Origin of the sequence: Salinibacterium sp. NK8237, from assembly GCF_015864955.1 — a bacterium.
Taxonomy (GTDB): Bacteria; Actinomycetota; Actinomycetes; order Actinomycetales; family Microbacteriaceae; genus Rhodoglobus.
The window spans coordinates 1,016,003-1,036,306 of the sequence record NZ_JADYWE010000001.1 but is presented as its reverse complement, the minus strand read 5'-3'; the positions used below and the strand labels follow the sequence as shown (position 1 = coordinate 1,036,306).

The window sequence follows — 20,304 nt, the reverse complement described above, 5'->3', positions numbered from 1 at the left end:
GCGCCCGTTTACGTTCTAAGCTTGAGTCACGATTACAAAGGAGCATGCCCATGCCTACCGGCAAGGTTAAGTTTTACGACGACGAGAAGGGTTTTGGCTTCATCATGAGTGATGAAGGCCAAGAGGTCTTCTTGCACGCCTCAGCGCTGCCTGCGGGCACGACTGGAATAAAGGCAGGTACACGCCTCGAGTTCGGCATTGCAGATGGCAAGAAGGGTGCTCAGGCGCTCTCCGTGCGCGTCATGGATGCTCCTGCAAGCATGGCCAAGATAAACCGCAAGCCTGCCGACGATATGGCCGTGATCATTGAAGATCTCGTCAAGCTTATGGACGGCATCGGTTCTGGTCTCAAGCGCGGTCGTTACCCTGATAAAGCCCACGGCGCCAAGATCGCCTCCATGCTACGTAAAGTTGCGGACGAACTAGATGCCTAATAGCCAGTACGAGAAGCTTGCTCGAGGTGCACTCCTCGAGATCACCACTGATGCGTCGATTGGTGCGCTCGTCGGTGAGCAGATCGAAAGCGATGGAACCGTTTCGGTTCTCTTCGCTTCGGCTCTGCCTGGCTACCCTGGCTGGAACTGGACCGTCAGCGTGGCACACGTTGACGGCCAAGAACCTACGGTGCTTGAAGCAGAACTAATGCCGGCCGAGGGTGCACTGCTCTCGCCTGACTGGGTGCCGTGGTCGGAACGTCTCGCTGAGTACAAGGCTGCGCAAGCCGCTACTGAAGCTGCGGATGCCGAAAAGGCTGCAGCAGAAGAAGCCTCCGACGACGATGACCTCGACGACGACGACGACGATGAGGGCGACGATGAGTTCGGCTCTTCCGTATTGCATGGGGGAGACCTCGACGGTGTCGACATCGACGCATCGGATGACGATGAAGATGACGACGATGTCGATGATGACTTCGACACTGGCGCGTTTCGTGGCGGCGACCACGAGGGTGTAAGTGTTGATGACCTCGACGATTCGGACGATGACGAGGACGAAGACGACGACGATTCAGACGACGCTGAACTCGATGACGACGATGATCTCGACGAGTCAGACGACGATGATGACGACGATTCGGACGAAGAAGACTAGCGAGTTCGCTTTGCGCGCCTCATGTGCGTGTAGATAAGGCCAATAAGGCCAAGCACGAGCCCGGCAACGGCAGTCCAAAGCCACCACAGGTTGCCGGACGCGTTGAGCGGCTCGATAAAAAGCAGCAGCAGTGCAAGACCGATGATCCACAACACCATGCCCACGAGCATCGCTTTGCGGTCGTCGGTCTGCACCGGCTCAGGATCTGGCCGGCGTTCCGAGTCTTTCAACCAGATACGCACGGTCTCAGATTAGCGGCTGTTGGCGATCACATACTCGATCGATGAAACCAATTTGCGGATGTCATCCGGCTCGATTGCAACGAAGGTAGCAACGCGCAGTTGGTTGCGGCCCAGTTTGCGGTACGGATCGGTGTCGACGATTCCGTTGGCGCGGAGCGTCTTCGAGATCGCGGCGGCATCAATCGCATCGTCGAAGTCGATGGTGGCGATGACTTGCGAGCGGTGCTCCGGGTTGGTGACGAACGGGGTGGCGACATCGCTGGCGGCAGCCCAGTCGTAGAGCACTGACGAAGATTCGCGGGTGCGAGCATCCGCCCACGCAAGCCCGCCGTTGCCATTGATCCAGTCGATCTGGTTCTCGAGCAGCAGCAGGGTGCTGAGTGCGGGAGTGTTGAGCGTCTGGTTGAGACGCGAGTTGTCGATCGCGTTCTTGAGCGACAAGAACTCGGGGATGTAGCGACCCGACGCGGCGATGCGCTCGACGCGCTCGATTGCCGCGGGGGAGAAGAGGGCGATCCACAGGCCGCCATCTGATGCAAAGTTCTTCTGCGGTGCAAAGTAGTAGACGTCAGCCTGGTTGGTATCGAACTGCACGCCACCCGCAGCGCTGGTGGCATCGACAACAGTGAGCACGTTTGCGTCATCGAATCGACGCACGGGCGCCATCACACCGGTGGATGTTTCGTTTTGCGGGTACGCGAAGACGTCAGCGCCATCGATATCGTCGAGTTCAGCAAGCGACCCGCCCGGGGCGGTGACGACATGAGGCGATTCGATGTGGGGTGCTGCGGCCGCTTTGGCGAACTTGGAACCGAACTCGCCAAAGGAGAGGTGGGCGCTGCGGCGCTCAATGAGAGCGAAAGCTGCGGCATCCCAGAACGCGGTGGATCCTCCGTTGCCGAGTACTACTTCATAGCCCTCTGGAATCTGAAAAAGCTCTCCGAGGCCCGCACGTACGCGGCCAACGAGGTCGCGAACCGGCGCTTGGCGGTGAGACGTGCCGAGAATGTTTCGCGCGCCAGAAACGAGATGTTCGATCTGTTCGGAGCGCACTTTGGAAGGGCCAGCTCCGAATCGTCCGTCGGAGGGAAGGAGGTCAGTGGGAATCGTCAGGCTCGGCATGCGTCCAATTCTATTGGCCAGTTCGGGCTAGTCTGGTTTCATGACCGATCTCGTTGACACCACCGAGATGTACCTGCGCACGATTCTTGATCTCGAAGAAGAGAACATTGTCCCGTTGCGGGCCCGCATCTCTGAGCGGCTCGGCCACTCTGGCCCGACCGTCTCACAAACCATCGGCCGCATGGAACGTGACGGCCTCGTCGTCGTCGAAGGCGACCGCCACCTCGAATTCACAGTGGAGGGTCGGCGCCGCGCTACGCATGTGATGCGTAAGCACCGCCTCGCTGAGCGACTGCTCGCCGATGTCATTGGTCTCGATTGGGCGCTCGTCCACGACGAAGCATGCCGGTGGGAGCACGTGATGAGCGAACAAGTTGAGCGCAAGCTCATCGAAATTCTTGATCACCCCACCGAGTCGCCCTATGGCAACCCGATTCCTGGCTTGGAAGAGCTCGGCGGAGTTGCTTCGGCATCCTTCAGTGACGGAATGGTGAACATTGTTGACCTCGTCGCGGAGACAACGGCCCCCGTGACCGGGCTTATCCGTCGACTGGGCGAACCTGTGCAGTTCGAACCTGAACTTCTACAGCAGCTGTTTACTGCTGGTGTTATGCCAGGCAAGACAGCCACGTTCGCGGCCGCAGATTCGTATGTTGCGGTAACAGTGGAAGGCTTCGGAGAAGGTCTCGAGCTGCCGAACGAGGTTGCCGTGCACATCTTTGTGGAGAAGCCAAGCGCATAGCATCCTGGTTCATTTTTCGAATCCGGCGTTAACCGAGACGTAACCATCTCGTCATTCAATTCGGCGCGCCCGCGTGCGAGGAGCCCGAAAAACTGGGTTAGCCTATAGCCCTTGGAGTTCACGAATGAACCGGAGAATCGCATGTTGAGTAGGTGCAGCATCCAAACCGTGGATGCGCGTGCCCACTTTTACATACGACACAGCAGTATTGCGCGCAGTAGTTTTTGCGCGCTAAATCACTAGGCATCGTCTTTCGACGGTGCCTTTTTGTGTTTCTGCCTCCTTTTCGCTGAATTTCAGGGAAGTCGATTGCCTGCAAGCCGTGCAGGCTCTTTCGAGAGGATGACAATGCGCACTTTGGTACTGAACGCCGGCTATGAGCCGCTCGCGGTCGTGTCCTTCAAACGAGCCGTTGTGCTCGTGATGAATCAGAAAGCGACGGTTATCGCTGCCGACCCGGATCATCCGGTGTGGAGCGCGAGTGAATCGTGGGAGCGACCGTCGGTCATCATCCTGCGAAATTATGTGCGCATTCCTTCCACGCGAAGATTGCCTGTCTCTCGCCGCGGAGTGTTGCGACGTGACGGCCACCGTTGTGGCTATTGCGGGGCTTCAGCGAACACCATCGACCACATCATGCCCCGCTCTCGCGGTGGCGAAGATTCGTGGGAGAACTTGGTGGCGTGCTGCTTGCGGTGCAACAACAAGAAGAGCGATCGCACTCCCGCGGAGATGAACTGGCGACTGCTCATCAAGCCACGCCCGCCCCACACCAGCGCATGGCTTGTGCGGGGGATTGAAAGGGCACTCCCAGATTGGGAAGAATATTTGGCTCCAGCGGCATAACTGTTATGCTGTTGTGATTATTCCTGCGTTCAAGGATTTCCCTAGTCCTTCTTGAATGCGCTCCACTTAAAGGTTCCCGATTGTCCCGTATCTCAACTGATGGCCCGGACGTTTCCGGCGTGAATCCGGCGGATTCCGCGAGCGATGCTCCGGTCTTCATGTCTCGGCGCGAGGCACGCGCCGCACGTGAGGCGGCACAAGGAAAACCTGTTGTCGCAGCGGCTGTGCACGAGACGATTTCGCCTGAAGTTGTTGTCACCTCGGAGATTGCGGTTCCGCAGATTCCTGTGGCGCCGGCGGCGGTCGCACACGAAGCAGCCCCAGTGCGTTACACGCCTGTTGCCCCGCCGAGTAGTCACACCGTCAAGGCGAAACTCAAGCGCGTGCGCAAAAGCCCGTTTCACGCCGTCGCCTCAATGGCAGTCATCGGTGGCCTTTTCGTTGTCACAGGTCTGCCGGCATATGGCCAGAGCGACTTGGTGTCTGATGAAGGCACCCTCGCTTCCGTTGCAGCAGTAGCTGATGCTTTGCCCGCGAGCGTGCAGTCGATTACCGTCAGCGCGGAGCTCGATTTCCCTGAGCTTGAACGCGATCAGTTCGAAGCGACATCGCCCGAAGATTTGGTAGTGATTCAGCAGCAAGACGCGATCGCATCCGCGAATGCGCTCTACGCCGCATCAGGCGCTCAGGCGCTGGGCGATGACTATCCTTGGCCGACAGCGGGAACAAGCCTTTCGCCGTTGAACTATTACTACCGCCAGTGCACAGACTTCGTTGCGTGGCGGCTCAACCGCGACGTCGGATCATTCGCTGCGCCATTCCGCTGGGCTTGGGCTGATCTCACTCCAAGCGGTGGCGATGCCTACCAGTGGCAGTCTGCATGGCAGGCCCACGGTTGGACCGTGAGTGCGACTCCCGTTGCCGGTTCTGTTGCGTGGTTCGGCTGGGAGAACCACGTTGCCTACGTGAAGCAGGTCAATGCCGATGGCTCAGTTTTGCTTGAGGAATACAACTATGTGGCCCTTTCTTATGGCCAGCGCACGATCCCGGCCAGCGAGGTCGAGTCGTTCCTTTACCCGCCAGGCCAGTAGCTGTTTGGCTTGACTGCGCGCTGGTGAGCCTGAAACCAGCAAGAACGACTCCGTGGAGCAATCGATCATGACTGACGACGAACTCATGACAACGTTCGAAAACAACACCATCGCGCCTGCTGCGTTTTCGCACGAACGTCACGTTCGCGTGGCGTGGTTGCTGGCGCGTACGTATGGCGCTGTCGACGGCTTCGAACGTCTCGTGGTCGGCATCACGAGCATGGCCGGGCGGGCGGGCAAGCCGGATGCTTTTCATGTCACGCTCACTCGTGCCTGGTTCGACCTCATTGCGCTGGTAGATGACGTGGATGACGCACCGGAGTTGCTCGACAAGTCCATCATCAAACGTTTCTACTCGTCCGAACGCATCGCCGAGGGGCGCACGCGGCGGTTAGAGCCGGACCTTCAGCCGCTGAAGTATCCGCTGCCCGCCGCGGTCGATGGTGCGGCAGCGCCCACCTAGTAACGCTGGCCCTCTGGCTGAGGGTTCTTCGTGCTGCTCTCCGCTACACTCGAAACGCCAGCCTCTGTAGCTCAACGGAAGAGCAACTCCGTCCTAAGGAGCAGGTTGGGGGTTCGAATCCCTCCAGGGGCACCTTCACATCTCTCTAAAATCCCGAGCGCAGGGTCACCATGGCCTTGTCGGACGCCCGCGCGTGGCGTTCGAGTTGGGGCGTCGTGCCGTGACGTTCCCACAGGGGCGGATAGAACGCGGATGACGTAAAATGTTGCGAGCGTGCAGCGTGACCCGAATCGGAAGGAAGGCTCATGGTGGCCTTTGTGGCGAGTGTTCGGCGCGGCGGAATGGCAGTCGTTGCTCTTGGCATCGCGTTCGTCGTGTTGCTAGCGATTGCGTCGTCGGCGGCAGCAGCGACGCCCGGAGCCACCTACGTCGTCGATTCCGCTATCGCGGAAGGTACCCCCTTCGGCACCGACGGGTGGAGCAATCAAAACTTTTCGGCGGGGGCTCTGGTGAGCACAACCGCAGGCCTCGAAATACCCTCGGGAGGTCAGCCTAGCTACGGTTTTGCGCCGACTCTGCCCCTGAACACGGGCAGTTCCCTGGTAGCGCTGGCTGCGACAACGTCGTTCACGACGACTGCCCCCACACAGTTTTACGCGAGCATTTTCATCCAGAATGGCGCGGGAACACCGATCATCCTCTACTCGCAGTCGCCAAGCGAAGACTTCAGCGACCCGTCAGTGAAGTGGATCGCAACGAGCGCCATCGGCAGCATCACCCCGTGGGTGCTGGGTGATCCCCAGCGCTCTCTCGCAGACTTCGACGCGCAACTGGCGCTGGATCCCACTTTCGTGGGCGGGTTCATCGACGCGGTCAGTGCCTACAACGCGGCACCTGGCGCCGAACAGCTCAGCAGTTTCACGGCCAATGGAGTGCAGTTCGTTTTTACGCCGGAGCCGGTATTCGTCGCCCAGACAACGATCACTCGCAGCGTTTTCATTAGCTCGGGCATCACGATCACCTCAAGCGGGTTTCTGCCCGATGAGGCAGGCATCGTGGTGACACTTACTTCTGAGGGGGCGCCATCGGTTGTGGGTACGGTGGATGCCGATGCCGCCGGCCAGATCTCGTTCACCTACCAACATCCTGATGCGACAGCCGCAGCGGGCACGTACTCGCTGAGTTTCGCAGGCTCCGTGCCCAACACTCAGGTGTTCGAATTTGAATTGACTGTCGAACCCGAGTCGCCGTCTACCCCTTCGACAACTCCTCCGGTGTCGCAACCGGGCGAAACGGACGTTAACGCCGCATCCGCGATTACCCCTCCGGCGGCACAATTAGCAGCAACAGGCGCTGACGTCAGCGGTGCTGCGCTTGTCTCCGGCATTCTGGTGCTCGTCGGTAGTGTGTTACTTCTGAGCCGAGCGCGAGCACGGCGCGCGACACCCCACCGGTCACGGAGCGTGTGACGCGCTCTCAATTCAGCATCGCCGACGGTGGCCCGGGGAACTGAGCTGCGTGCTGATCCACCTGACAATGGGACTGCCGCGTGAGCAGCAGTCCCATCCCTCTATCTAGCGACGAGCTGAGTGGCTATTCGTACCGCAGCGACTCCACGGGATCAGCCTTGGCAGCGCGAGCGGCGGGCAGGGTGCCCGCGAGGAACGCGATCGCCATGACGACCAGGATGATGACGGTGACCGAGAGCGGGTCGAAGGCGATGAGCGTGAGACCCGGGAGGTCGGCGAGGAGTGCCCCGGCAAGCACCGAACTGATGCCTGTGCCGACGAGCATCCCGATGCCGACACCGATCGCGCTCCCGAGGAAGCCGATGATGACAGCTTCGAGGCTGAAGAGCCCGAAGATCTTGCCGCCGCCCATTCCCATGGCTTTCATGAGACCGATTTCGCGGGTGCGTTCCTGCACCGACATGAAGAGGGTGTTCACGATGCCGAAGCTCGCTGCCAACAAGGCGATGATGGCGAAGGCGTTCAATACGAGCACGATCGCGTCGATGACGGTCTTGATGGTACCGAGTTGGTCAGCGACGGTCGTTCCCGTGAAGCCCGCATCGGTAAGGCGGTCCTTGAGCGCCGTGACATCGGCATCCGTTGCGGCAGCATCGAAGCGGATGCTCGCCTGGGCGTAACGCTCCTGCTCGTCGAGCGAGATCCCGATGTTCTGCGTCGAGTACAGCTCGTCAGTCAGCGCATCGTTCACGACCAGTCCACCGGCACCAGTGGCGGCGATGCTCTCTTCGGCTACGCCCACGATGGTGGCGTCGACGAGGTGCTGAGTGCGCTCCGCATCCGTAATTGCAATCGTGAGGGTCTCGCCCACAGCGGCGTCAGCGTCAGCGAAGCCGAGCGATTCCACATAGGAGATGGGCACGTTCAGTTCGAAGGCATCCGAATCGGCAGACGGGGCCGCACCAGCAGCGAGCTGCACTGTCTGGCCATCAACGAGTCCGCCCACGGAGGTCAGGTATTGGGGGCCGTCGTCCGACTGGATCCAGTCAGGAGAAATCGACTTGGTCGCCTCAACATCGAGGACGCCGTCAATGCTAGCGAGCGTCTCTAGATCGTCGGGGGTGAGAGCCACCACGGTGGAGCCAGGACGGTTAAAGCCATCGCTGGCAATCGCATCGGGGTCGTATTCGGCGGGCCCAGTGCTATCGGCGAAGCCGGCGTTGGCGTCTTGGCTTACTGACACGGTCATAACGTCTTCTGCGCCGATTGCGGTCACCGTGTCATCGATATAGCGGTTGATGCCTGTGCCGAGCCCGTTGGTGATGGTGAGAGTGAAAGCACCCACGAAGATCGCGAGGATCGTCAGAACGGTGCGAGTCTTCGAGCGGAAGGTATTGGATGCGGCGGTGCCGATCAGGTCGAGAACGTTCATGCGGCCACCTCCGTGGTGTCGTTGACGAGGAGTCCGTCGCGAATATAAATGCGGCGGTCACAGCGGGCAGCCAACTCGTCATCATGGGTGACGACAATCAGGGTGATGCCCTTGTCGCGGTTGAGTGCGAAGAGAATGTCTTCGACATTGCCTCCCGTCGCGGTGTCCAAGTTTCCGGTGGGTTCATCCGCGAAAATGATGCGCGGGTTGTTGACGAGCGCGCGGGCGATCACCGAACGCTGCTTCTGACCGCCCGACAGGTTGACGGCCTTGTTCGACGCTTTGTCATCCATTTCCAATTGCTCAAGAGCGGCGTGCGCGCGTGCCTTCCGCTCGCTGCGGCGCACCCCGGCAATCTTCATCGGGAGCATAACGTTCTCCAGAACGGAGATGTTGGCAGTGAGAAAGAACTGTTGGAACACAAACCCGAACGTCTTGTTGCGCGCACGATTGAGCTTTTTGCCTTTCAACGTGCTGGTGTCGATCCCTTCGAGCTCAACCGTTCCGGAGGTCGGGGCATCGAGGAGCGCGAGCACGTGCATGAGGGTCGACTTTCCCGATCCACTCTTGCCGATGATCGCGACGCTCTCACCTTCGTTGATGTCGAAGGTGACACCTTTGAGGGCGTCAAAGCGGTTGGGGCCTTTGCCGTAGGACTTGTGGACATCCTTGACTCGGATGATGGGGGTAGTCATAGGCCTAGTCTCGCTGACTTCAGCGCTCAGCGAGTCAGCCGAGGGGAGTCACTGGCCTACGGCGAGAGAAGTATCTTTTGTTGTCTACTTCTTAAGGTCGGCTTGGCGTTTCTGCTCAGTAGCACGCTCGAGTCGTTCGATGCGCAGCACGTCGACGAGCAGCAGAGCAATCGGCACCACGGATGCGACGCCCCACCATTCTTGATCTCCGCCGGTGTTCACGTAGATGACGTTAAACACCACGGCCCAGATGAGCCCGCCGATGAGCCATACCAACCGCCACCACGGAGTGGTGAGTTGGCGGATGCGTGCCTTCACGAGGGAGGGCTTGGCTGGGGGAGTGGCGTTGTCTGGCATGTCTGCTGGCGCGGAGTCGTGCATCCGCCAACTCTACGTTCTCTCTGTGCTCGCTGGGAAAAGCGTCATGGTTCCATGGGATCTGAGGGATGCTGAGATTTTCTTTTCTAAAGTTGACGACGCGCCACCGCGCTATTCACTATTGAGAAAAGGGAGACCATGGCACACGACCAGTACACCTTCGTTGATCCCACCACTCGCTTCGAGAAGGTTTCACCGCCGAAACAGCATCAGCCGGAACCCGGTCTTGACTCAGAGTTGAAGCCGCTCGCTGACCTTGGCGAAGACAGTTATCGCGGCAGCGGCCGCCTCTCGGGCCGCCGCGCACTCATTACGGGTGCCGACTCAGGGATCGGGGGCGCTGTCGCAATTGCGTTCGCGCGAGAAGGCGCCGATGTCGCCCTCTCCTATCTCCCGAGCGAACAGAGCGATGCCGAGCGCATCGCAGCGCTGATTCGGGATGCCGGGCAGCAAGCCCACCTCTTCCCTGGCGATATCTCTAGTGCGGAAGCCTGCCGCACCCTCGTCGCAGACGCCGCTGAAAAATTGGGCGGCCTCGATACCCTCGTGAACAACGCGGGGAAGCAGGTCTTTTGCACCAAGCTCGAAGATCTCACCGACGAGGCATTCGACCAGACGTTCAAGACGAATGTCTATGCAATGTTCTGGATCACTAAGGCCGCGCTCGAACACTTGCCGGCCGGCTCCACCATTATCAACACCACTTCCGTTCAGGCCTACAAGCCGTCACCGGTGCTCGTCGACTACGCCTCGACGAAGGCGGCGATCAATTCGTTCACGAAGGCGACAGCGGCTCAGCTGGCTGAACGCGGTATTCGAGTCAATGCGGTGGCTCCCGGTCCGGTGTGGACACCTTTGCAAGTGTCAGATGGACAACCTCAAGAGAAGATCGCCAGCTTCGGGCACGATACGCCTCTGGGGCGAGTCGGTCAGCCGGCTGAAATGGCGCCGGCGTACGTGTTCCTGGCATCGGCAGAATCGAGCTATGTCATCGGTGAAACGCTCAACGCCAATGGTGGGATTCCGACGCCCTAGCCATATCTGAGACCCGATTCACCGAATACCTTTGGCTTCTTGAAACCTTTCCGTAACACCCAGCGATGACGTTTAACGTCTACGAAACATAACTGAGGGTCTTACGAAACGCTGAGACGGGATGCTTTGTCGTGCGGGTCAGTGGGAGTGGAATAACCCGACACTCACTGACAATCCGCAAAAGCATCCGTGTGCACAGGGCGCACAAAGCGAAAGAGGTTGAGATGGATACAGTCGTATGGGTACTCATAAGCACTGCATTAGTGCTGCTCATGACCCCCGGTTTGGCATTCTTTTACGGTGGACTCGTAAAAGAGAAGTCAGTAGTCAGCATGATGATGATGAGCTTCGGATCGCTCGGCCTCGTTGCCGTTCTCTGGATTCTCATCGGTGCAAACATGAGCTCGATCGACGGTTCGATTTGGTCGTTCGCCGGTAACCCGTTCAGCAACTTCGGTCAAGAAGGCGTCGCCGGCTCTGACCTCCTCGTTGTTGCATTCGGTGGAACCTTCGCCATCATCACCACCGCACTTATCTCCGGTGCCATCGCAGACCGTGCTCGCTTCGGACCCTGGATGATCTACACCGGTGTGTGGGCAACGCTCGTTTACTTCCCCGTCGCTGCGTGGGTATGGGGCGGTGGCTGGATCCAGAACCTCGGAGATAGCCTCGGTGGCCTTCCTGCCGTTATCGACTACGCCGGTGGTACCGCCGTTCACATCAACGCTGGTGCAGCCGCTCTCGGACTCGCCCTGGTACTCGGCAAGCGTGTTGGCTTCAACAAGAACATCACCCAGCCTCACAACGTTCCTCTCGTCCTGATCGGTGCAGCACTGCTCTGGTTCGGTTGGTTCGGATTCAACGCTGGTGCATCTAGCGACCCCGACGAGGCCGGCCTGATCGTGTTCAACACGCTCGCCGCTCCCGCCGCAGCAATCCTCGGTTGGATCGTTGTTGAGAAGCTCCGCACTGGTAAGGCCACAGCAGTTGGTGCCGTTTCAGGTGTCGTTGCTGGTCTCGTTGCCATCACCCCCGCTTGTGCAAACCTGACGCCCGGTTGGGCTTTGATTCTCGGTGTCGTCGCCGGTGCCGTTTGTGCTCTCGCAATTGAGCTCAAGTACAACCTCGGCTTCGATGACTCGCTTGACGTAGTGGGACTCCACCTCGTCGCCGGCATCATCGGAACCATCTACCTTGGCTTCTTCGCCACCGACACCGGACTCTTCACTGGTGGAGATGCAGGACAGCTCGCCGTTCAGACGATCAGCGTGCTCGCCGTAGCAATCTTCTCCTTCGTAATGTCCTGGTTGATCGGAACCGCGATTCAGAAGACCATCGGATTCCGCGTTACTTCGGAAGAAGAAATTGCTGGTATCGACCTCGCCGTCCACGGCGAGTCGGGTTATGCACTGTCGACGCAGGAAACTGTATCGGCTAAGTAGAGCCCACAACCTCGGGAGGGGCACAGTTGTTATCGCAACTGTGTCCCTCTTTTGGTGTTAACGAACGATGCGGCGCTAGCAAACGATGCGGCGCTAACAAACCGTGTGGCTCTAACGAATAAACCCCGCGCCCTCTGGTTTTGCTAGAGGAGCGGGGTTGTGTGCGTGCGTGTGCGTATGGCTACGCGTCGTCGAGCGCAGCTTAGGGTTGCAACCGCATCCGCTCCCAGTCGCCAGAGGCGGCACGCGTGAAGCGCACGCGGTCGTGGAGGCGTGAGCTGCGTCCCTGCCAGAATTCGATCGTGGTGGGCTCCACCATGAAACCGCCCCAGTCAGCCGGGCGGGGCACATCGCGGCCCTCGAACTCAGCCTCGAGCTCGATCACACGTTCTTCGAGCAGTGCACGGGATGCGATGGGTTGCGATTGTTCGCTGGCGTGCGCCGCGATCTGGCTGCCTCGCGGTCGCGTGGCGAAGTAAGCGTCAGAGAGGGCATCAGCGACGGGCTGAGCTGTTCCTTGCACCAGCACTTGCCGGTGGATCGAATACCAGGGGAAAACGAGCGCTGCTGCCGGGTTCGCGAGCAGTGCGCGGCCCTTGATGGAGCTGTAGTTCGTAAAGAACTCGAATCCCGTGTCGTCGATGGCGCGCAGCAGCACGGTGCGGCTACTGGGGGAGCCGTCGGCATCCACGGTCGATAGCACCATGGCGTTGGGCTCGTAGACGTTCGCATCGCTGGCGTTTGCTAGCCAGAGCCGGAATTGCTCTATGGGGTCGGCGAGCACATCCGAATCATTGAGCGGCAGCTGGCCGTAGTCGGTGTGGGTGCTCAATGGGTCGGACACGGTGATCCTTTCGACAGCGTGCGTGAGGCGCGCTGCTTAGTCTTCGTCTTCGATGAGAGCCTTGTTGCGGTCGGGAATGCCGTCGTCGTTCATGTCGCGTCTGCGGGCGAGACGGGAGTCCCAGCGAAGACTGATCGCGGCGAAGATCGCGGCCAGGCCTGTTCCGATGAGGATCGCAAGCTTTGCCCCGGTGGTGTGTTCGCTGTCGGGGAAAGAGAGCTCTGCGATGAGCAGAGAGACTGTGAAGCCAATTCCCGTGAGGAATCCGATGGGCAAGAGGTCTCGCAACCCGATCGAGTCGGCGAGACGGAACTTTGTCACCTTGGTGATGAGCGCCGTAGTACCGAGCACACCAATAATCTTTCCGACCACTAGTCCAACGATGATGGCAGCAACAACGGGCTGAACAATCACCTCGCTGGCGCTTTCGCCGTCTCCACCGAGGGAGACTCCAGCGGCAAAGAAGGCGAAGATCGGCAACGCGATGCCGGATGAGGTGGGGCGCACCGCATCGTCGAACGCGTGCGTTCGGGTGTCTTTCTCTCCGTGCACGAGTTTGGCGGGAACGGTGAATCCGAGAACAACGCCGGCGATAGTCGCGTGGACTCCGGAGTCGTGCATGAACGCCCACGCCACAAGCGCCAAGGGGAGCAGCAGCCACCAGCGAGGTTTGCGCGAGCGAACGACAACAGCAAAGAGCACAATCGCGATGAGTGAGAACAGCAGCGAGAGCAGGTCGATGCTCTCGGTGTAGAAGAGGGCAATGATGATGATCGCGAGCAGATCGTCGACGACAGCCATCGTGAGCAGGAAGGTGCGTAGCGCTCGCGGGAGGCCGCGGCCGAAGATAGCGAGTACGGCGAGAGCGAACGCAATGTCGGTGGCGGTGGGAATTGCCCAGCCGCCGAGTGCGGTGGAGTCGCCTGAAACGAGAATGATCAGCGTAAAGAGGAGCGCGGGAAAGAGCATCCCGCCGATTGCGGCAAAGACGGGAACAGCGGCTTCGCGAGGTTTGCGCAGGCTGCCAGCTACAAGCTCTTGCTTGAGCTCGACACCCACCACAAAGAAGAAAATCGCGAGCAGGCCGTCAGCAGCCCAGGTGGCGAGGGTGAGGTTGAGGTGCAGCGACTCGGGGCCGACCGTGGTCTCGGCAAGGGCTGCGTAGCCTTCACGCCACGGCGAGTTCGCCCAGATGAGCGCGATCGCAGCGGCAACCATCAGCAGGATTCCGCTGGTGGTTTCCATGGTGACCCACCGGCGTACTCGCTTGCGGGGGCTCAGTTTCTTCACGGATGTGGTCACAAAATTCCAGACGTTGAGGTTCGTCAGCGGGGTCGCCGACACAATCGCCGACCAGACTTCCCGGCACTCCGTTGTCAATTCTACCGGTTGTGAGGCTGAGGGCGTGCACGGGAACGGCCTCGACCTGACCGTGCGCTCCACTGACTATGAGAGTTGCCTCACAATCGGGCCTCAGGCTTGCTGACGCGCGCCCACTAAGGAAGCGTGGGGGTTTCATCTCGCTGAACCTGGAAGGACGAACATATGCTCACCCTCACCGAAACAGCCACCACGGTCGTCAAGACGATCGTCGAGCAGGACCCCAATACGGAAGCCTCGGGCCTCCGCATCAACGGGGAACCTGGTGCCCCCAACCTCACCGTTGCCGTCGTTGCGGCTCCTGAGGCTGGCGACTCTGTCGTTGAAGCCGACGGCGCCCGCGTTTTTCTTGAAGAGAACGCCTCGGTCGCGTTGAGTGACAAGACGCTTCACGCCGAAGTCGGCGAAAACGGCGCAGTGAACTTCGCCATTCTCGACAACGCGTAATCACGCGCACGTTCGATAGCTAGACCAGAATTCGACGGCGCGCGGTCGATCGAATTCTTTTTGACTAGTAGCGGGCGAGAGCGTCAGCATCTCGAGCATGAGTAACTGACCGGCGGATGGCATCTAATGCTTCTACCGGATCTGTCTCAGCTTCAGCGATCATTAGCTGGCGCTCCGCCTCCGCTAGTCGGGTGCGGGCCCGTGCACTTGCGCCACTGCGCCCCACGAGTTCTCGCACGACTGAGATCTGACTCCGTGCCGCCACCAGAGTCCCTTGGTAGGCAGCACGTGCGTGTTCAAACCGCTGTTGCTGGTTGCGCGCGGTTGCTAGGGCTGTATCCAGTTCTGCTGCGGCATCACTGAGTAGCGCGAGTTGCAGGACCGGGTCATACACAGTTCCGGATGCCGGAGCCGTCTGCTCGAGAGCCCTCTCGTTGGCCGCGATGGCCGTCACAATGCGCGCTCCGCTCTCCGGATCGGGAGCCGTTTCTCGTGCCACCCGCGCTTCGAGTAGGTCACTTGCGGCATCCGCGCGCATTCGAGCCACCGCAGCGTCGGCGTCGGCTAGCTCGTTGAGAGCACTGTCGGCAGCCGAGACGGCGCGATCGGCGCGGTGCAGAGCGGCGGCTGCGGTGTGGAGGGTGTCGGTGACCGCGTTGACTCCGGTGGGGCTGATGCCGGGGGCCGCGGCATCCAATGCTGCTTCGCTTTCGTCGAGAGCGATGCTCGCTGCATCGAGTTGGCGACGTGCCGCCGTCAACGCCGATTCCACGTAGCTCATGGCGCTCTCGGCTATGGCACCGCGCACCGCCGTTTGCCGCGCCCGCACGGTCGAAAGTCGAGCACGCAGTTCGTGTTCTGTTTCCGCTGCCACTACCTCGTTCTGACGTCGCTCAGTGAAGGCGGCATCGAACCGGTCGAGACTGGCGAGCGCCTTTTCGCAGAGCGCTGTCATCTGCAGGGTGAGTTGGCGGCGCGCGTGATCGGCGGTGGCCGAGACGTCGTCACGCTGTTGTCCGAGCCGAAACGCTTCAGTAAGTTGGCCGCGCGCTTCGGCGAGAGCGCTCCCGAAATCGCGGGCGGCAGCGGCCCCAAACTGGGCCACCGCAAAACCGAGTTCGTTGTCGGCCTCGCGCACTCGATCATCCAGGATCACCAAGAGACTGGCAGTCCGCGATTCGAGCGCTGACTGCGACGACGTTCCGCGGATGCCGCGGTCGCCTCCACGACGGAACAAGACGACAAACGCTACGACCCCGATCGCCACCACGAGCACGACGACGGTGATGACGGCGATCGTGGTGCCGCGCACGAGTTCGGCTGTGTCGGTGATGAGGAGAAAGGGCAGGGCGTGAGGCACCATGCACCGTATTCTAGGGCCGTTTGTCGCGAGAACTGGGGGTGAGGTTAGCGGGTGAGTCTGGCGAAACTCGTGGGTGTTGCACGTTTTATGGAGGTAACAAGCTTAAGGTGGCGGTGTGTGGCGTGCAGATAGAGTTTCCGATGATTTCACGGTCGACCCAGATTCGGTGGACCATGACGTTGACGACGGCGAAAACGAGCACGCTCATGCCCACGTCCAAGTAACAGCGCCTCACACGCTGAGTTTTGGTGAGCCGAACATTATGGCCGGAAACGTTGCAGAGCCCGTGTGGACGCTGTGGCGTTCGCAATTGTCAGAGCTGGGCGGGCGTTCCCCGCTCATCCACTTCGTTGATTCGCCTCGCACGAGAGTCGATTTATCGACGACCCATCCCGGCGGTCTTGCGCAGTTCATCACCGGCAAGCGCACTCTGCTGTCGAGCCTCATTCGCGATGATGTCGCGCTTCGCTCCGCTAAGACTGCTGCAGGAGCTGTCGCGGCAAAGGGCCTTGAGCTGGCTACCGCCCGCGGCATCGATTCGGTGCATCTGGGAATCGGAATTGCCCGCTGGACTCATGAGGATGTCGAATTCTGTGGTCCTGTTCTACTGCGCCCACTGGCTATTCGTCGTCATGGTCGCGATTTTGAACTCAAGCTTCGGGGCAGCGCTTATCTCAACCCGGCGCTTGCTCGGGCTCTTGACGAGCAGTTCCATTTGCGTCTTGATGCCGAATCGTTTGTCGCGCTCGCCGATGCTGATGGAACGTTCAAGCCGAACCCGGTCATCGACCGGCTGCGCGGTCTGACTTCGCACCTCGATAACTTTGCGGTTAGTCCGCGCCTCGTGGTGTCATCCTTTTCGGATGTCGCCCATGGTCTGGTCGACGACGCCGCAGATTTGAAGCACCCCATCCTTGATGCGCTCGCCGGCAACACTGCCGCAGCCTGGACGATCAAGGAAGGCTACGCGCCTGTTCCGGCTCTCTCGGCGGATGAGCGCTCGCCGCAGACCGACAATCTCCTGCTTGATGCCGATGCCGAACAAGAGAACGTGATCGCCCAAATCGAGGCAGGCAACTCCCTCGTCGTGCGCACTCTGCCCGGCACCGGTGGAACTCAAACGATTGTGAACGCGGTTGGTGCGCTTGTCGCACAAAACAAGCGAGTGCTCGTGGTGAGCCCGCGTCGCGCCTCGCTGCAGTCAATTGCTGATCGCTTCTCGGACATCGGACTTCCTGGCCTCTCGGTCGCACCCCGCACGCTTCGCCGCGACATCATCCGCTCCATTTCTCGCAGTGAGAAAGCTGGCCGTCCGCAGATCGAAGACGTGGATGACGCGCTGCTGCGTTTGCGCAAGATCATGCTCGACTACCGCGAGTCAATGTCGGTGCCCGACGGTGTTCTCGGCGTTTCGGTTCTCGACTGCGTTTCGGAACTCAGCCGTTTGGCGCTGTTGCCGACACCGCCATCCACAACGGCACGCTTGTCGCGGGAGGCCGTGGAGAAGCTGGCCAAGGATCGCAGCACGGCCACTGGCGTGATTATCGCTGCAGCGAAACTCGGCGAATTCAAGTACGGCCCCGGAGATTCGCCCTGGTACGGCGCACAGTTCGCCAATAGTGGGGAAGCGCTTAAAGCGCACGGCATCGCTCAGCGGGCGAATGAGCAACTGTCGTCGCTGCTCGATGTTGCTAATCGTCTTGTCTCGAACACGCGCATGCGTCCCTTCCAGAGCATCGATGAGCTCGGCGTGTACTTGCGACTGCTCGTTGATCTTCGCGAAACCCTCGACCGTTTTGTGCCGACGGTGTTCGACCGCGCGATCACGGAATTGATTGCGGCTACCGCTCCGCGTCGCGACTTCCCTGACATGACGAGCGCGAACCGTCGCCGTCTCAAGAAGCTTGCTCTCGAGTACGTTCGCCCTGGCGTGCGTGTAACCGACATGCATGGTGCGCTCAAGCGCATCCAGAAGCAGCGTGTGTTGTGGCACCGTTTTGTGGCTGAGGGTGCGAGCCCGGCGGTTCCCGTGGGAATTGGTGAAGTTCAGCGGTCATACCAGCAGGTCTCTGACGACCTCGCTGCCCTCGACGTGCCGCTCGGTCTGGCTGACTCGCACATGAATCTCTCGAGCCTCCCGATTCCGTTTTTGATCGAGAAGGTGGAATCTCTCGCGGCTGAATCTGATGTGCTCAATAACCTGCAGGAGCGCACCGCGCTGATGGGTAGCTTGCGTGATCTCAAGCTGGACCCGCTGATTGAAGACCTCGCTGAGCGCCATGTTCCTGAAGATCAAGTCGCGGCTGAGCTTGAGCTGTCGTGGTGGAAGTCGGCACTCGATTCGATGCTCGAAGTTGACCGGGCGCTGCTGAACGCCAACACGACCGTTGTCGATCGTCTCGAAGCTGATTTCCGTCTCGTGGATGAAGCTCACGCTTCTGCCAACGCCAAGCAGCTCTCGTGGCAGATCGCCGAGAACTGGAAGATCGGCCTCGTCGACTGGCCAGATGAGGCCCGCGCCCTTAAGCGCGCTCTCGCCAAAGAGCGCCTCACGTCCTTCGACGTGCAAACCTCGGCACCACACTTGTCGCGCACCATCGCGCCAGTGTGGCTCGCTTCGCCCTACGAGATTGACTCTGTTGTCGACACGATGCCGTTCGACACTGTCGTGCTCGTTGACGCTGGCGCTGTCACGGTGGCTGAAGCGGCCGGAGCGATCCGCCGTTCAAAGCAGGTCGTCGTTATTGGCGACCCTGTCATCCAATCGCCGACACCGTTCGAAACGGCGGTGCGCGATGCGACCGGCGATGCTGCTCCGCTCGTCGACGATGACGCGCGCGAAGCACTCGTTGACGACTCCGCTTTTGCGAAGCTCAGCGGCGTGCTGCCTACCCTCACCCTCACGCGCAGCTACCGCCCCGGTGGTGAAGAGCTTGCTGAGCTCGTGAATCGTCGCTTCTATGACGGTCAGATCGAGTCGCTGCCCTGGGCGGGAAGTTTCCTCGGTCACGGCAGTCTGGCTGTCAGCTACGTCGCTGACGGAATCGGAATGCCCGACCCTGACTCAGGCGCTGTCGAAAGCCCTGACGCCGAAGTCTCTCGCGTTGTCGAACTCGTGCTCGACCACGCCACCAAGCGTCCGCAAGAGTCACTCATGGTCATCACGGCAAGCCCCGTGCATTCCGTTCGTGTTATGCAGGCGGTGTTGGATGCCGTTAGCCGTCGTCGCCCCGAATTGCTCGATGTCATCATCGGCGATCGTGCCGAACCGTTTACGGTCACGACGATTGATCAGGCTGTGGCCCAAAGTCGCGACCGGGTTATTTTCTCCATCGGATATGGCCGCACGCCCCACGGTCGCGTCCTCTCCGATTTCGGGTCACTTGGTGAACCCGGGGGAGAGCGCCTGCTCGCTGTCGCGATGACGCGAGCGCGTCGTTCGCTCGAAATCGTCACGTCGTTCCGGTCAGAAGACCTCGACGACGGTCGCATGAAGCATGGTGCTGTTGCTCTGGCTGAAGTGCTCGATGAAGTGGATGCCCGCTTTGCCGAAGTTCCTGTGCCCGACGACAGCGACCCCATGCTCGTTGATCTCGCTCGTCGCCTCGAAGCGCGCGGACTTCGCGTCTCGCTCGGGCACCGCGGCAAGCTCGGACTCGTTGCTTCCCGCGGCGGCCGCTGCGGCACCATCGAGACTGACGCCATGGTTCACGAATCAAGCCTGCGCGAGTCATTGCGCTTGCGTCCTGAGCTACTGCGTCGTCTGGGCTGGCACTACTTGCGGGTGCACGCGTTCGAGCTGTTCAGCGACCCCGATCAGGTTGCCGACAAGGTCGCCCGGATGCTCGGAGCAGAACCTGCTCCCACCACCGAGCCCATCGCGATCATTCCCGCCACCCGTCCGCAGCAGTAATGGCAGACGGCATCCATCCCGAGCAGTCGGGCGCACCGTCGAGCGATCGCGCGCGCGAGGGCGAGCAGCGCAGCACGGCGGGAGCAGAGCAGTCCGTCGAGCCGCGCGCGAAGCCGAAGAAGCGTCGCCGCGTGACGACGGCTCCGCCAGCGGGGTCAGATCCGCATCCGCCCGCTGAACCGGAACGCCATCCGGTTAACGAAAACGACGAGCGGCTCAAGGGCGACAAACCTCCGCATTGGGGGTAAGTGCCTTGGCCACTCGTTGTTTTCGTGAGCTACCGGGGGCAGCTGCGAGTTGCGGGTTGC

At 60.4% G+C, this 20,304-nt stretch carries 21 protein-coding genes and 1 tRNA gene; 13 read left to right on the top strand and 9 right to left on the bottom strand.

All coding sequences use genetic code 11. From position 1 onward, the window contains the following. The first annotated feature begins 50 nt into the window (after window positions 1-50). Window positions 51-434: a cold-shock protein gene (locus I6E56_RS04990; RefSeq protein WP_197123460.1), complete on the top strand. Its 384-nt coding sequence runs from the start codon at window positions 51-53 to the stop codon at window positions 432-434. Beyond that, window positions 427-1,092: a DUF3027 domain-containing protein gene (locus tag I6E56_RS04985; protein WP_197136441.1), complete on the top strand. Its 666-nt coding sequence runs from the start codon at window positions 427-429 to the stop codon at window positions 1,090-1,092. Before I6E56_RS04990 ends, I6E56_RS04985 begins: the two co-directional genes overlap by 8 nt. Here I6E56_RS04985 and I6E56_RS04980 read toward each other — a convergent pair. Together I6E56_RS04980 and serC are read right to left on the bottom strand one after the other, a co-directional pair. After that, window positions 1,089-1,334 carry a DUF2530 domain-containing protein gene (locus I6E56_RS04980; RefSeq protein ID WP_197136440.1) on the bottom strand — a complete coding sequence of 82 codons (246 nt, stop codon included), beginning with the start codon at window positions 1,332-1,334 and terminating at the stop codon, window positions 1,089-1,091. The genes I6E56_RS04985 and I6E56_RS04980 overlap by 4 nt on opposite strands. Window positions 1,335-1,343: 9 nt before the next feature. Then, the gene (gene serC, locus I6E56_RS04975) at window positions 1,344-2,456 is read right to left on the bottom strand and encodes a phosphoserine transaminase (protein ID WP_197136439.1); all 1,113 of its coding nucleotides are present in this window, start codon (window positions 2,454-2,456) and stop codon (window positions 1,344-1,346) included. 40 nt (window positions 2,457-2,496) lie between these two features. Between serC and I6E56_RS04970 the strand changes: the two genes are divergently transcribed. The 5 genes from I6E56_RS04970 to I6E56_RS04950 all read left to right on the top strand — a co-directional run bounded on the left by I6E56_RS04970 (window position 2,497) and on the right by I6E56_RS04950 (window position 5,730). Next, the gene (locus I6E56_RS04970) at window positions 2,497-3,198 is read left to right on the top strand and encodes a metal-dependent transcriptional regulator (protein ID WP_197136438.1); all 702 of its coding nucleotides are present in this window, start codon (window positions 2,497-2,499) and stop codon (window positions 3,196-3,198) included. 348 nt (window positions 3,199-3,546) lie between these two features. Continuing rightward, window positions 3,547-4,044, top strand: a complete 498-nt coding sequence (locus I6E56_RS04965; protein ID WP_197136437.1) for an HNH endonuclease — start codon at window positions 3,547-3,549, stop codon at window positions 4,042-4,044. Window positions 4,045-4,124: 80 nt separating this feature from the next. After that, window positions 4,125-5,135, top strand: coding sequence for a CHAP domain-containing protein (locus I6E56_RS04960; protein ID WP_197136435.1), 1,011 nt, complete (start codon window positions 4,125-4,127; stop codon window positions 5,133-5,135). Between the two features lie 67 nt (window positions 5,136-5,202). Further along, the gene (locus tag I6E56_RS04955; RefSeq protein ID WP_197136434.1) at window positions 5,203-5,598 is read left to right on the top strand and encodes a hypothetical protein; all 396 of its coding nucleotides are present in this window, start codon (window positions 5,203-5,205) and stop codon (window positions 5,596-5,598) included. Window positions 5,599-5,658: 60 nt separating this feature from the next. Beyond that, a tRNA-Arg gene (locus I6E56_RS04950) sits at window positions 5,659-5,730 on the top strand. A 13-nt stretch (window positions 5,731-5,743) separates the two neighbouring features. On the opposite strand, the gene I6E56_RS04945 is transcribed toward I6E56_RS04950, so the two are convergent. After that, window positions 5,744-5,905: a hypothetical protein gene (locus tag I6E56_RS04945; RefSeq protein WP_197136433.1), complete on the bottom strand. Its 162-nt coding sequence runs from the start codon at window positions 5,903-5,905 to the stop codon at window positions 5,744-5,746. Here I6E56_RS04945 and I6E56_RS04940 point away from each other — a divergent pair. After that, the gene (locus tag I6E56_RS04940) at window positions 5,904-7,067 is read left to right on the top strand and encodes a hypothetical protein (RefSeq protein ID WP_197136432.1); all 1,164 of its coding nucleotides are present in this window, start codon (window positions 5,904-5,906) and stop codon (window positions 7,065-7,067) included. The two genes, I6E56_RS04945 and I6E56_RS04940, sit on opposite strands and share 2 nt — an antisense overlap. A gap of 124 nt (window positions 7,068-7,191) precedes the next feature. On the opposite strand, the gene I6E56_RS04935 is transcribed toward I6E56_RS04940, so the two are convergent. The 3 genes from I6E56_RS04935 to I6E56_RS04925 all read right to left on the bottom strand — a co-directional run bounded on the left by I6E56_RS04935 (window position 7,192) and on the right by I6E56_RS04925 (window position 9,575). Further along, the gene (locus I6E56_RS04935) at window positions 7,192-8,499 is read right to left on the bottom strand and encodes an ABC transporter permease (protein WP_197136431.1); all 1,308 of its coding nucleotides are present in this window, start codon (window positions 8,497-8,499) and stop codon (window positions 7,192-7,194) included. Then, window positions 8,496-9,194 carry an ABC transporter ATP-binding protein gene (locus I6E56_RS04930; protein ID WP_197136430.1) on the bottom strand — a complete coding sequence of 233 codons (699 nt, stop codon included), beginning with the start codon at window positions 9,192-9,194 and terminating at the stop codon, window positions 8,496-8,498. The genes I6E56_RS04935 and I6E56_RS04930 overlap by 4 nt, the downstream gene beginning before the upstream one ends. Window positions 9,195-9,278: 84 nt before the next feature. After that, window positions 9,279-9,575 carry a hypothetical protein gene (locus I6E56_RS04925; RefSeq protein WP_197136429.1) on the bottom strand — a complete coding sequence of 99 codons (297 nt, stop codon included), beginning with the start codon at window positions 9,573-9,575 and terminating at the stop codon, window positions 9,279-9,281. A 135-nt stretch (window positions 9,576-9,710) separates the two neighbouring features. On the opposite strand from I6E56_RS04925, the gene I6E56_RS04920 reads away from it, so the two are divergent. Then, entirely contained in the window at window positions 9,711-10,607 is an 897-nt protein-coding gene (locus I6E56_RS04920; RefSeq protein WP_197136427.1) for an SDR family oxidoreductase, read from the top strand. A 224-nt stretch (window positions 10,608-10,831) separates the two neighbouring features. After that, window positions 10,832-12,049 (top strand): ammonium transporter, encoded by a 1,218-nt coding sequence (locus tag I6E56_RS04915; protein ID WP_197136426.1) that lies wholly within the window; start codon window positions 10,832-10,834, stop codon window positions 12,047-12,049. 202 nt (window positions 12,050-12,251) lie between these two features. Here the strand turns inward: I6E56_RS04915 and pdxH are convergent, their stop codons facing one another. Together pdxH and nhaA are read right to left on the bottom strand one after the other, a co-directional pair. Next, the gene (pdxH, locus tag I6E56_RS04910; RefSeq protein WP_197136424.1) at window positions 12,252-12,893 is read right to left on the bottom strand and encodes a pyridoxamine 5'-phosphate oxidase; all 642 of its coding nucleotides are present in this window, start codon (window positions 12,891-12,893) and stop codon (window positions 12,252-12,254) included. Window positions 12,894-12,929: 36 nt separating this feature from the next. Then, window positions 12,930-14,195, bottom strand: coding sequence for a Na+/H+ antiporter NhaA (nhaA, locus tag I6E56_RS04905; protein ID WP_307842773.1), 1,266 nt, complete (start codon window positions 14,193-14,195; stop codon window positions 12,930-12,932). A gap of 243 nt (window positions 14,196-14,438) precedes the next feature. Here nhaA and I6E56_RS04900 point away from each other — a divergent pair, with 243 nt between their 5' ends. Further along, on the top strand, window positions 14,439-14,720 hold the full coding sequence (locus tag I6E56_RS04900; protein WP_197136422.1) for an iron-sulfur cluster assembly accessory protein: 282 nt from the start codon (window positions 14,439-14,441) through the stop codon (window positions 14,718-14,720). A 64-nt stretch (window positions 14,721-14,784) separates the two neighbouring features. Here I6E56_RS04900 and I6E56_RS04895 read toward each other — a convergent pair whose 3' ends face one another. Further along, window positions 14,785-16,083, bottom strand: a complete 1,299-nt coding sequence (locus I6E56_RS04895) for a hypothetical protein (RefSeq protein ID WP_197136420.1) — start codon at window positions 16,081-16,083, stop codon at window positions 14,785-14,787. 115 nt (window positions 16,084-16,198) lie between these two features. Here I6E56_RS04895 and I6E56_RS04890 point away from each other — a divergent pair, with 115 nt between their 5' ends. Beyond that, window positions 16,199-19,996 carry an ATP-binding protein gene (locus tag I6E56_RS04890; protein WP_197136418.1) on the top strand — a complete coding sequence of 1,266 codons (3,798 nt, stop codon included), beginning with the start codon at window positions 16,199-16,201 and terminating at the stop codon, window positions 19,994-19,996. Then, window positions 19,996-20,244, top strand: coding sequence for a hypothetical protein (locus I6E56_RS04885; RefSeq protein WP_197136417.1), 249 nt, complete (start codon window positions 19,996-19,998; stop codon window positions 20,242-20,244). Before I6E56_RS04890 ends, I6E56_RS04885 begins: the two co-directional genes overlap by 1 nt. The last annotated feature ends 60 nt before the right edge of the window (window positions 20,245-20,304 follow it).